Here is an 11,789-nt window from a genome sequence, read left to right as displayed (position 1 = left end):
AAAAATGGCGTTAAGAGAAATAGTTCAAATAGGAGACCCTATTTTAAGAAAAAAAGCAAAAAAGGTAGAAAAAATAGATGATAGATTAATACAATTATTAGATGATATGGCAGAAACAATGTATAATGCTGAGGGAGTAGGTCTTGCTGCACCTCAAGTAGGAGTATTAAAGAGAGTTGCTGTTGTAGATATTGGAGATGGTATAATAGAACTTATAAATCCAGAAATAATAGAAACTTCTGGAGAGCAATTAGGAGATGAAGGATGCCTAAGTGTTATAGGTGAATGTGGAGCTGTAAATAGACCATATTATGTAACAGTAAGAGCATTTAATAGACAAGGACAATATGTTGAAATAAAGGCTGAAGAATTTTTAGCAAGAGCATTTTGCCATGAAATAGACCATTTAGATGGTGTATTATTTGTAGACAAAGTACAAAAGTAGTAGGAGATGATTAAATGAGGATAGTATTTATGGGTACACCTGAGATTGCTCTTGGGTGTTTACAAAAAATAATAGATGAAAAACATGAAGTAATAGGTGTGGTAACCCAACCAGACAAACCTCAAAACAGAGGTAAAAAGCTTGGAATGCCTCCAGTTAAAGAGCTTGCACTTAAATATGATATACCAGTATATCAACCATTAAAGGCAAGAGATGAAGAGTTTGTAAATGTATTAAAAGAATTAAATCCAGATGTAATAGTAGTTGTAGCTTATGGACAAATACTTCCTAAATCTATATTAGATATTCCTAAATTTGGTTGTATAAATGTCCATGTTTCTTTACTTCCAAAATATAGAGGAGCGGCACCTATAAACTGGGTAATAATAAATGGTGAAGAAAAAACAGGAGTCACTACTATGTATATGGACGAAGGTCTAGATACTGGAGATATGATACTACAAAAAGAGTTTGCATTAGATAATGAAATAACAGCAGGAGAGCTTCATGATAAGATGATGGTTGTTGGAGCAGAAACTCTAAAAGAAACTTTAGATTTAATTGAAAAAGGATGTGCACCAAGAACTAAGCAAAATCATGATGAGTTTAGTTATGCACCTATGATGGATAAGTCTTTAGGAAATATAGATTTTAATAAAAAAGCTAAAGATATACATAATCTTGTAAGAGGGGTTAATCCATGGCCAAGTGCATATACAACTTATGATGGAAAGACTATGAAAATATGGAAGACGAAAGTGTTAAATGAGGAAAGTCAAAAAGCACCTGGAACTATATTAAGCGTTGATAAAGACGGTATAAAAGTAAGTACTCTAGATAAAGTGATATTACTTGAAGAAATACAAATGCCAGGAAAGAAAAGAGTTTTAGTTTCTGAATATATAAAAGGAAACAGCATAGATACTTCAAAAAAATTAGGCTAGGTAAATAAAATGGTAGAATCAAAAAAGTATATGACGGCCATAGTTATATTATTAGTAATTCTTTTGACTGTAGGGATACTTATTAACTTTTTTATATCTACTTTAGCAGGTGTATTTGCTATAATAACAGATATACTAATATTATTAGCATCAATAGTAATAATATTTTCTATAGTAGTTACAAATAATATTATAAGAGATAAAGATGTAGACTCATCTTTAATGAAGGTTAACTTTAAAATCGTATCATTTTTATTTCCTATAATAACTATTATTGCAGAATTTGTTAATATATCAAAAAATGAAATAAGAAAGGTATATATAAAGTTAAACAATAAATATATATATAGTAATAGATATAACTTTAAGCCAGAAGAAATATTAATATTAATACCTCATTGTGTTCAAAGAAATAGCTGTAAGTTAAAAGTTACTAATAAAATAGAAAACTGTGCAACTTGTGGTTTGTGTAATATAGGAGATTTAGTAAAATTAAAAGAAAAAACAAATGTAAATATATTTGTAGCTACAGGGGGAACACTAGCCAGAAAAATAATAATGGATAACAGACCAAAAGCTGTTATAGCAGTAGCTTGTGAAAGGGACTTAACAGCTGGAGTACAAGATATGAGACATGTACCCGTTTTAGGTGTATTTAATAAAAGACCTAATGGACCTTGTGTAGATACTAATATAGATATAAATGAAGTTGAAGAAGCTATAAAGTTTTTTACAGAGGGAATATATAGCTTATCTTTATAAGAATCTATATTAAATTAAGATAGGAGTGTTTTATATGTTTTATCCATATGGATATGGGTATGGTTTAGACCCTACAATTATGATATTAATTCCAGCGATACTTTTTACTATTTATGCTCAATTTAAAGTAAGTAGTACTACTAGTAAGTATCTAAGAGTGAATTCAAGTAAAGGTTATACTGGAGAACAAGTAGCAAGAACAATATTAAATTCTAATGGATTAAATAACGTATCTATAGAAATGGTTACAGGGCATTTAACTGACCATTATGATCCAAGAAGTAATACTGTTAGATTATCACAAGATATATATTACGGAACATCTATAACATCTATATCAGTTGCGGCACATGAATGTGGCCATGCAATACAGCATGCTAAAGGATATGTACCACTTAATTTTAGAAGTGCTTTAGTTCCTATAGTTAATTTTTCATCTAATATATCTTGGTTATTAATTGCTTTAGGATTTATAATGAGGGGACCATTTTTAGAAATAGGAATAATACTATTTGCAGCATCAGTCTTATTCCAAATAGTAACATTACCAGTTGAATTTAATGCATCAAGTAGAGCTATAGTTCAGCTTAATAATCTAGGAATAGTAGACAAAAGAGAATCTAATCAAAGTAGAAAGGTTCTTACAGCAGCAGCATTAACTTATGTAGCTGCAGCATTAACTTCAGTTTTACAACTACTTAGATTATTAGCAATAGCAAGCAGAGATAATGATTAAAGGAGATTGTCCTAGGGTTTCTAGGACTTTTTCTGTTTAAATTAAGGAGAAATAGCATGAAGGCAAGAGAAATAGCATATAAGGTACTTTTAGATATTGAAGAAAATAATAATTATTCTAACACATCAATAAATAAACATTTTAAGAAAATAGAAATGACTAATCAAGATAGAGGTCTTGCTACAGAATTAATATATGGCGTAATAGAAAATCAATATTATTTAGATTATATAATAGATAAACTTTCTAAGATAAAGACACAAAAGATGTCAACTTGTGTTAAAATATTGCTAAGATTAGGTGTATATCAGATAGCGTTTTTAGATAGTATATCTGATTATGCAGCAGTTAATGAGACTGTAAATTTGGTCAAGAAATATGATAAAAAATCATCTGGGTTTGTAAATGCAATACTTAGAAATATAATAAGAAAAAAAGAAGAGATTTTAAAAGTAGATATAGATGATAACATAATGTATTTATCTACTAAATACTCTTATAGTCCATGGATGATAAAAAATTGGATTAAAAACTTCGGAGAAGAATTTACAAAAGATTTATTAGACGCCAATAATGAAAAGCCAAATTTATACTTAAGAGTTAATACTTTAAAAATTAAAAGAGATGAACTTATAGAAAAATTAAATAATATAGGTGTAAAAGCTTATAAAGTAAACCTTATAGAAGAAGCTATAAGAGTAGAAAACTTTAAAAATATAGAAAATAATGAATTGTTTAAAGAAGGATTATTTACAGTTCAAGATATAAGTTCAATGTTAGTTGGAAAAGTACTTAATCCTAAAAAAAATTCATTAGTACTTGATATGTGTAGTGCACCAGGCGGAAAAACTACTCATTTAGCAACTCTTATGAACAATACTGGAGAAGTTTTGGCAAGAGATATATTTGAACATAAATTAAAACTTATAACATCAACAGTAAATAGATTAGGTCTTAAAAATGTAGTTGTAGAAAACTTTGACTCATCTAAAGTAGATGAAAAAAGTATAAATAAATTTGACTATGTATTGGCAGATGTACCATGTTCAGGGCTTGGAATAATAAAAAGAAAACCAGAAATAAAATATAAAACGAAGGCAGAACTAAAAGATTTACCTTTAATACAAAAAACTATATTAGAAAATGCTTCTAAGTATGTTAAGAAAGATGGAATACTTGTATATAGTACTTGTACTATAGAAGATACTGAGAATATAAATATAATAAATGAGTTTATAAAGACTAACAATAATTTTGAATTAGTACCTATAGATGAAGTGAATGTAGACTTAGATAATCAAGATAAAGGATATTTAAAAATATATCCTAACATACATGGAATGGATGGTTTCTTTATAGCAAAATTAAGAAAAGTAAGGTAGTGATAAAATATGAATCAAGATAAAGTTGCATTAAAAAACTTTACAGAAGAAGAACTAAAAGAGTTTATGAAAACTATAGGAGAGAAAGCCTTTAGAGGAAGTCAAGTTTACTCTTGGATATACAAAGGTGCTAAGACTTTTGATGATATGAATAATATTCCCAAAAGTCTAAGAGAAAAATTAGCTAAAGTATCCTATATAGGAAATATAGAAATAGAATTAAAATTGGAATCAAAGATTGATAAAACCAAAAAGTATTTATTTTTATTAAATGATGGTAATATAATAGAAACTGTAATGATGGATTATGATGATAGAGTTACAGTTTGTATATCAAATCAAGTTGGATGTAGAATGGGATGTAAGTTTTGTGCATCTACTATAGATGGGCTTTTAAGAAATTTAGAGCCTTGGGAAATATTAGATCAAATATTAAAAATACAAGAAGATACAGGTAAAAGGGTATCAAACCTTGTTTTAATGGGAAGTGGTGAGCCACTAGATAACTTTGAAAATACTAAGAAATTTTTAGAAATAGTAAATGATAAAAATGGTTTAAATATAGGTTATAGACATATAACTTTATCAACTTGTGGTATAGCACCAAAAATGAGAGAACTTGCAGATTTAGAGATACCTATAAACCTTGCTTTATCACTTCATTCTCCATATGATGAAAAAAGAAAAGAAATTATGCCAATAGCAAATGCATATCCTATAAAAGAGATATTAGATGCTTGTAAGTATTATATCAAAAAGACAAATAGAAGAGTTACACTAGAGTACTCTCTTATAAAAGGTGTAAATGATTCGCCAAATGAAGCAAATGAACTAATAAAGTTACTAAAGGGCATGTTATGTCATGTTAACTTAATACCTATAAACAATGTAGAAGAAAGAGACTTTAAACGTCCAGATAAGTCTCATATATACAAGTTTAAAGATATATTAGAAAAAAATAATATACCAGCTACAGTTAGAATATCTATGGGCTCTGATATTGGTGGAGCTTGTGGACAATTAAGAAGAAAGCATAAGTAGCTTTAGGGGGGAAGTCTAATGATTTATAGTTGTGACTCAGACATAGGCCTAGTTAGGAAAAATAACGAAGATTATTGTATGGGTGAGATTATAAAAACGGATTCTGCTGATATAGGCATATTTGCTCTAGCAGATGGAATGGGTGGACATAAAAAAGGAGAAGTTGCAAGTAAGCTAGCAGTAGATAATATAATGTTTTTCTTAAAGGAAAACTTATTACAAAATAATAACATCAAAATAGACTATATAGATGATATAATAAAACAAGCTTATAATGAAGTGAACTCTATAATATATAAAAAGTCTATAAGTGGCGAAGAGTATTCAGGCATGGGAACTACCTTAACAACAGCTATATTATATAAAAATAAATTATATGTAGCTAATGTTGGAGATAGCAGATGTTATTTATTAAGTAAAGGCGAATTTAAAAAAGTTACAATGGATCATTCTGTAGTTGAAGAGTTAATAAAGGCAAACATCATAACAGAAGAAGAAGCTAAAAATCATCCTAGAAGAAATCATATAACAAGAGCTATGGGAAGTGAAGAAATAGTTATTGTAGATATATTCAAGCATGAAATAGATAGAGGAGATAAAATTCTTTTATGTAGTGATGGTTTAACAGGATTTGTTGATAATGAAAGTATTGAAGAAATTATGATGAAAGATATTGAAGTAAAAGAGATAAGTGATGAGTTGATAAATAAAGCAAACAACATGTCTGGAAGGGACAATATATCTGTTATAGTAATAGAGGATAAATAGGATGGTGATAAAGTGGGAGAGACTGTTTTAGGTAATAGATATGAAATTATTAGGAAAATCGGCGATGGAGGAATGGCTTTTGTATATGAAGCTAAAGATAGACTTTTAAATAGAACTGTAGCTGTAAAAGTTTTAAGACCTGAATTTGTTGATGATGAGGAGTTTTTAGGCAAATTTAAACGAGAAGCAGAAGCGGTAGCTAGTTTATCGCACCCTAATATAGTAAATGTATATGACGTAGGAGAAGATGGAAAAGTTCATTACATAGTAATGGAATTTATAGATGGACAAAACTTAAAAGAAATAATAAAAAATGAAGGTGTTTTAGACGAATATACTGCACTTGATATAACAAAACAAATAGCTATGGCACTTAGTGCAGCACATAGAAAAGGTATTATACATAGGGATATAAAACCTCATAATATACTTATATCAAATGAAGGTAGAATAGTTAAAGTAGCAGACTTTGGTATAGCTAAGGCTGTATCTAATTCTACTATGACAAATATTGGGAGTATAATAGGTTCTGTACATTATTTTTCACCAGAACAAGCTAAAGGTAAGTTTGTAACTAGCAATGCAGATCTTTACTCTTTAGGAATAGTATTATATGAAATGCTAATAGGTAAGGTACCATTTAGAGGAGATAGTCCTATATCAATAGCACTTCAGCATATCAATGATAATTTAGATTTCACTCAAGAGGAGAAAGTTAGAATTCCTCAAAGTGTAAGAACTATTATAAAAAAGCTAACAGAAAAATCTAGTGCTGATAGATATCAAAGTGCAGAAGAATTGATAGAAGATATCGAGTACATAGAAAAGAACATAGATTTAGATTTTATAAAAGAATATGATAACTATGCTACTCAAAAGATAGAAGATAGAGAATTAAGAAACTCTATGGTTAATGCCAATGATAATCAAGAAGAAGCATATGATGATGAATATGATGATTATGAAGATGAAGACGAGTATGAAGACCCTAAGCAAAAAAGAAATGAAAAAAAGAAATCTAAGGCTTCAAATAGAAGAAAAAAAGAAGTAAAAGAAGATAGTCCTTTAATGAAGAAAATACTTGTAGTAGCAGCAGTAATATTGATAATAATATTAGGTGCTCAAGTTTATCTAGCAGGTAAATATTTATTAGGATCTAGTAGCAATCAAACAGGAGTAGAAACAGTAGTTACCCCAGATGTTAAAAATATGAGCTTAGATGAAGCACAAAGAAAGTTAGATGATTTAGGCTTAAATGTAACAATAAAAGAAGAATATGATTCAAATGTAGAAGCTAATCATGTAATATCTCAAATGCCAGAAGCTGGAACGAATGTAAAAGAAGGAGATTCTATAACTATAGTTTTAAGTAAAGGTAAAAAACAAGCACAAGTTCCAAATGTAGTTGGACTTAGCTTAATAGATGCAGAGAGTGTACTAAGAGAAAATAATTTAGTTTTAGGTAATGTTAAGCAAGAGTATAGCGAAAGCTTTAAAGAAGGAAATATAATTAGACAAACTCCTCAATCAGGAACATCTATTTCAGGAAATGGAGAAGCAGTTGATGTAGTGGTAAGTAAGGGACCTAAGCCAGTAGCACCACCTGAAGAAAATAAAAAAGAGGAAAGTGATAATACACAAACTCCTCCAGTAGTTACCCCAGAAGAAAAGCCAGATACTAAACCAGAGACAGGTAATGGTTCAAATAATTCTGGAAATGGTCAAGGTAACTCAGGAGAATCAGGTAATACTACTCCAGAAAAACCAGGAGAAAATACTGGTGGTAATAATGGAGGAAACACAGGTGGAAATTCATCTAGTGGAGAGAATTCAAATACTGGAGGAAATCACCCTTCTCAAGGTGGAGGAAATAATACAGGTACTGAAGGAAGTGAAAGTACTATACAAGCACAAGAATAAAGTAAATTAAAAAAGTCCAACTTTATAAGTTGGGCTTTTTTAATTTTGATGTTATTTTAGATAATAAAAAATAAATATAGATTAATTGTTAGCTTATTATGATATTATATAAAAATAGGAAAGAATAATTATGTTAGAAAATTTAGAGGAGGAAATAGATGTTAGATGGAAAAATTGTAAAAGGAATAGGGGGATTTTATTACATAGACACTGAAAGTGGGATATATGAATGTAAGGCTAGAGGAATATTTAGAAAGCAAAAGATAACGCCTTTAGTTGGAGATAGAGTAAAAATAAATATAGTAGATGAAGAGAATAAAAAAGGTGTAATAGAAGAAATAGATAAAAGAGATACAGAACTTATAAGACCACCTATAGCAAATGTAGACAAAGCACTTATAGTATTTGCTATAAAAAATCCTAAGCCAAATTTATCATTATTAGATAGATTTATAGTACTAGCTGAAAAGGAGAACCTAGATATAGTCATAGTTTTAACTAAGGTAGATTTAGATGAAGATGGAGATTTAGTAAAAGATTTAAAAAACATATACGAAATAAGTGGATATAAAGTAATACCAGTTAGTAATAAAACTAAATTAAATATAGATAAAATAAAAGAAGAGTTAAATGGAAATGTAGTAGTATTTGCAGGGCCATCTGGGGTAGGCAAATCAAGTTTATTAAATGAAATAGATAAAAACTTTGAGTTACAAACTGGTGAAGTAAGTGATAAAATAAAAAGAGGTAAGCATACAACAAGACATGCAGAACTTTTAAAACTAGAGTGTGGGGGAATGGTAGCAGATACACCTGGATTTAGTTCTCTAACTCTTGATGATATAGAAGAAAGTGAACTTAAAGAATACTTTATAGAATTTGATGAGTTTGATGACTGTAGGTTTGGATTTAGATGTATACATGAAAATGAACCAAGTTGTGCAGTTAAAGAAGCTGTTAGTGAAGGAAAAATATCTAAAAAAAGATATGATAGCTATATACAATTATTAAATGAAATAAGACAAGGGAAGAGGAGATATTAAAATGATTAAATTAGCACCATCAATATTATCAGCAGATTTTGCAAGACTATTAGAAGATGTAAAAAAAGTAGAAAGTGCAGGATGTGAATACCTTCATATAGATGTTATGGATGGACATTTTGTTCCAAATATAACTTTAGGGTCAGGTCTTGTTAAATCTCTTAGAAAAGATGTAAATATGGTATTTGATGCACATCTAATGATAGAAAATCCAGATAATTATATAAAGGATTTTGTAGATGCAGGTTGTGATTTAATAGTTGTTCATCAAGAAGCATGTAAACACTTACACAGAACTATACAAAATATAAAATCTTATAATGTAAAAGCTGGAGTTGCATTAAATCCAGCCACACCAATAGAAACTATAAAACATGTAATAGAAGATGTAGATATGGTACTTATAATGACAGTAAATCCTGGATTTGGGGGTCAATCATTTATAGAAGGTATGATACCTAAAATAGAAGAATTAAAAAAACTGATACATGATAGAAACTTAAATGTAGACATACAAGTTGATGGTGGGATAAAGCCTAGCAATGTAGATAAAGTTGTTAAGGCTGGGGCTAATATAATAGTTGCAGGTTCTGCAATATTTAATAGTGATGATATAGAAAGTACAGTAAATTTATTTAGAAAAAATGCTAGTTTATAGGGACAAAAATTGAAAAAAGCTTGTATTATACTAAATGGAAAATCAGAAAACTATAATAATGTTAAAAAAATATTAGCCAAAAACAAGTATGACTATATAATATGTGCAGATGGAGGAGCAAACCATACATATAATATGGATATAGTTCCAGATTATATAATAGGAGATTTAGATTCTGTAGATAGTAGTATAGTTAACTATTATAAGAACCTAAATGTAAAATTCGAAAAGTTTCCTTCAAAAAAGAATGAAACAGATACAGAGTTGTGTATTTATCTAGCCAAAAATCTAAACGTAAAGGAAATTGATTTTTACTTTGCTTTAGGAGGAAGAATAGATCATACTATTGCAAATATAAATTTATTATACTTTGTAAAAAGTATAGGGATGATACCTACTGTAATAGGTGAAAATGAAATAATACAGATAGCTATAAATGAAGAAATAGAAGTTAAAGGAAACATAGGAGATACCGTGTCAGTAATACCTTTAAGTGGTGATGCAAAAGGAGTTACTCTTACTAATTTTGAATATCCTTTGGATAAATATGATATGAAGTTTTATCTACCATTAGGAATATCTAATGTAATGTTAGAAAATAAATGTAGAGTAAAAGTAAATGAAGGTAGTTTACTTATAATTATAAACATATAAAAAAGATGACTTTCGTCATCTTTTTTATATGTTTATAAATTAATATATTTTTATTACTTATTATATAAAAAATCTAATTCCTCTTTTGTCCAGTCAGTAGGACCCTCACTAGGGTTTATAAATTTATTCCAATAAGTTCCGGTATGAGAGTCAAAGATAATTATATTTGAATCATTAGGACTGAAGAATTGATATCTATTATGATTTTCTTTAAGTGATATAAATAAGCTTATTGCAACTATGCAAAATCCTAGAATTATTGAGCCTCCAATAACAAAAATTGATTTATTATTAATAAAACTCACCTCACTTTTAATTTAATTGTAGTCTGATAAATAATATAAATCCATTAAAATTAAAATATTTAAATTATATAAAAGGAATGTAAAACATATAAGTCAAATATAGTAATATTATAATTTTGGAGGGGTTTTATGGATAATAAAATAGCTGTTATATATAAGTCTAAGTATGGAAGCACTAAAAAGTATGCAGGATGGATAGCACTTAGATTATATGCAGATTTATATGAAGTTAGTGATATAAGGAATAAGGATTTAAAAGAATACGACACTATAATATATGGTGGTGGAATATATGCAAGTAAAATAAATGGAATAAGTTTCATAGAGAAAAACTTTCATAATATAAAAGATAAAAGAGTGATAATATTTACTGTAGGCATGGAGTCAATCTCTGAAGAATTAAGAAAAATGATAATAGATAAAAATTTTAGTGATGAAATGGTAAGCAATATAAGTTTAGTTAATTTTAGAGGTTCAATATTTTATAATGAACTAAGTATAAAAGATAAAATCCTTATGAAGGGATTAAAGGTATATATAGATAAAAAAGATTTTAGAGACCTTACAGAAGATGATAAATTGATTTTAGATAGTTTCAATAAACAAATAGATATGTGTGATAAAAAAAGTATAGATAAATTAATAGAACTTTTATAAAAGATGTATTTTGAAATACGTCTTTTTATTTTGAAAAAATTTATTAATAAAAAGTAGGACAGGTCTAAATATGGACTATTTTGCATAAATTTAATATATACATAAATCTAAATAGTAAAATAACTCAAGGAGGTGTTTTAATGAAAAATAGCTCTAAGGTGTTATTGGGAATGTTATGTTTGTCAACAGGAGGAGCAGTACTTTTATCTATGATGCTTCCAGGATGGATTTGGACATTACTTACAGCAGTTATTTTAATTGGATGTGGGGTTTTACTATTTTTTTATTGATACTTGAATATACTTTATAAGTAAGCCAAATAAATAATATTATTGGGGGAATGTTAAATGAAAATGGTAACAATAAAAATGCCTAAATGGATAGCTGGAATTATATTAAAGTTTATGAAGGGAAGTAAGAAAAAGTAATTAATGTAATTACTATAATCATTAGATGAAATTATAAAAATACATA

13 protein-coding genes are annotated in these 11,789 nt (G+C 28.2%); all 13 read left to right on the top strand.

The features are described 5' to 3' along the window. Nucleotides 1-4: 4 nt before the first annotated feature. The 13 genes from def to I4U89_RS07795 all read left to right on the top strand — a co-directional run bounded on the left by def (nucleotide 5) and on the right by I4U89_RS07795 (nucleotide 11,605). Entirely contained in the window at nucleotides 5-445 is a 441-nt protein-coding gene (def, locus tag I4U89_RS07855; RefSeq protein WP_195939830.1) for a peptide deformylase, read from the top strand. 14 nt (nucleotides 446-459) lie between these two features. Continuing rightward, entirely contained in the window at nucleotides 460-1,389 is a 930-nt protein-coding gene (gene fmt, locus I4U89_RS07850; protein ID WP_195939829.1) for a methionyl-tRNA formyltransferase, read from the top strand. Nucleotides 1,390-1,398: 9 nt separating this feature from the next. Continuing rightward, nucleotides 1,399-2,151, top strand: a complete 753-nt coding sequence (locus I4U89_RS07845; RefSeq protein WP_195939828.1) for a DUF116 domain-containing protein — start codon at nucleotides 1,399-1,401, stop codon at nucleotides 2,149-2,151. Between the two features lie 34 nt (nucleotides 2,152-2,185). Continuing rightward, on the top strand, nucleotides 2,186-2,887 hold the full coding sequence (locus I4U89_RS07840; RefSeq protein ID WP_195939827.1) for a zinc metallopeptidase: 702 nt from the start codon (nucleotides 2,186-2,188) through the stop codon (nucleotides 2,885-2,887). A gap of 56 nt (nucleotides 2,888-2,943) precedes the next feature. Then, the gene (rsmB, locus tag I4U89_RS07835; RefSeq protein ID WP_195939826.1) at nucleotides 2,944-4,269 is read left to right on the top strand and encodes a 16S rRNA (cytosine(967)-C(5))-methyltransferase RsmB; all 1,326 of its coding nucleotides are present in this window, start codon (nucleotides 2,944-2,946) and stop codon (nucleotides 4,267-4,269) included. A 9-nt stretch (nucleotides 4,270-4,278) separates the two neighbouring features. Then, nucleotides 4,279-5,310 carry a 23S rRNA (adenine(2503)-C(2))-methyltransferase RlmN gene (rlmN, locus tag I4U89_RS07830; RefSeq protein ID WP_195939825.1) on the top strand — a complete coding sequence of 344 codons (1,032 nt, stop codon included), beginning with the start codon at nucleotides 4,279-4,281 and terminating at the stop codon, nucleotides 5,308-5,310. An 18-nt stretch (nucleotides 5,311-5,328) separates the two neighbouring features. After that, entirely contained in the window at nucleotides 5,329-6,078 is a 750-nt protein-coding gene (locus tag I4U89_RS07825; protein WP_195939824.1) for a Stp1/IreP family PP2C-type Ser/Thr phosphatase, read from the top strand. A 12-nt stretch (nucleotides 6,079-6,090) separates the two neighbouring features. Beyond that, the gene (gene pknB / locus I4U89_RS07820; protein WP_195939823.1) at nucleotides 6,091-7,998 is read left to right on the top strand and encodes a Stk1 family PASTA domain-containing Ser/Thr kinase; all 1,908 of its coding nucleotides are present in this window, start codon (nucleotides 6,091-6,093) and stop codon (nucleotides 7,996-7,998) included. Nucleotides 7,999-8,156: 158 nt separating this feature from the next. Continuing rightward, nucleotides 8,157-9,041: a ribosome small subunit-dependent GTPase A gene (gene rsgA, locus I4U89_RS07815; RefSeq protein WP_195939822.1), complete on the top strand. Its 885-nt coding sequence runs from the start codon at nucleotides 8,157-8,159 to the stop codon at nucleotides 9,039-9,041. Nucleotide 9,042: 1 nt separating this feature from the next. Beyond that, on the top strand, nucleotides 9,043-9,699 hold the full coding sequence (gene rpe, locus I4U89_RS07810; protein WP_195939821.1) for a ribulose-phosphate 3-epimerase: 657 nt from the start codon (nucleotides 9,043-9,045) through the stop codon (nucleotides 9,697-9,699). A 9-nt stretch (nucleotides 9,700-9,708) separates the two neighbouring features. After that, nucleotides 9,709-10,353, top strand: coding sequence for a thiamine diphosphokinase (locus I4U89_RS07805; protein WP_195939820.1), 645 nt, complete (start codon nucleotides 9,709-9,711; stop codon nucleotides 10,351-10,353). A 434-nt stretch (nucleotides 10,354-10,787) separates the two neighbouring features. Beyond that, nucleotides 10,788-11,315: a flavodoxin domain-containing protein gene (locus I4U89_RS07800; RefSeq protein WP_195939819.1), complete on the top strand. Its 528-nt coding sequence runs from the start codon at nucleotides 10,788-10,790 to the stop codon at nucleotides 11,313-11,315. Between the two features lie 140 nt (nucleotides 11,316-11,455). Then, nucleotides 11,456-11,605 carry a 2-oxoglutarate translocator gene (locus tag I4U89_RS07795; protein ID WP_092924358.1) on the top strand — a complete coding sequence of 50 codons (150 nt, stop codon included), beginning with the start codon at nucleotides 11,456-11,458 and terminating at the stop codon, nucleotides 11,603-11,605. The last annotated feature ends 184 nt before the right edge of the window (nucleotides 11,606-11,789 follow it).

It is taken from the genome of Romboutsia sp. 1001713B170131_170501_G6, assembly GCF_015668195.1.
Lineage (GTDB): Bacteria > Bacillota > Clostridia > Peptostreptococcales > Peptostreptococcaceae > Romboutsia_C.
This window is presented reverse-complemented; position numbering and strand designations above follow the sequence as displayed.

Bases quoted from the DNA above. Each gene is read 5' to 3' on its own strand.
- fmt (WP_195939829.1), top strand. From the start codon at position 460: ATGAGGATAGTATTTATGGGTACACCTGAGATTGCTCTTGGGTGTTTA.
- rlmN (WP_195939825.1), top strand. From the start codon at position 4,279: ATGAATCAAGATAAAGTTGCATTAAAAAACTTTACAGAAGAAGAACTA.
- rpe (WP_195939821.1), top strand. From the start codon at position 9,043: ATGATTAAATTAGCACCATCAATATTATCAGCAGATTTTGCAAGACTA.
- rsgA (WP_195939822.1), top strand. From the start codon at position 8,157: ATGTTAGATGGAAAAATTGTAAAAGGAATAGGGGGATTTTATTACATA.
- I4U89_RS07825 (WP_195939824.1), top strand. From the start codon at position 5,329: ATGATTTATAGTTGTGACTCAGACATAGGCCTAGTTAGGAAAAATAAC.
- I4U89_RS07795 (WP_092924358.1), top strand. From the start codon at position 11,456: ATGAAAAATAGCTCTAAGGTGTTATTGGGAATGTTATGTTTGTCAACA.
- rsmB (WP_195939826.1), top strand. From the start codon at position 2,944: ATGAAGGCAAGAGAAATAGCATATAAGGTACTTTTAGATATTGAAGAA.
- I4U89_RS07840 (WP_195939827.1), top strand. From the start codon at position 2,186: ATGTTTTATCCATATGGATATGGGTATGGTTTAGACCCTACAATTATG.
- def (WP_195939830.1), top strand. From the start codon at position 5: ATGGCGTTAAGAGAAATAGTTCAAATAGGAGACCCTATTTTAAGAAAA.
- I4U89_RS07845 (WP_195939828.1), top strand. From the start codon at position 1,399: ATGGTAGAATCAAAAAAGTATATGACGGCCATAGTTATATTATTAGTA.
- I4U89_RS07800 (WP_195939819.1), top strand. From the start codon at position 10,788: ATGGATAATAAAATAGCTGTTATATATAAGTCTAAGTATGGAAGCACT.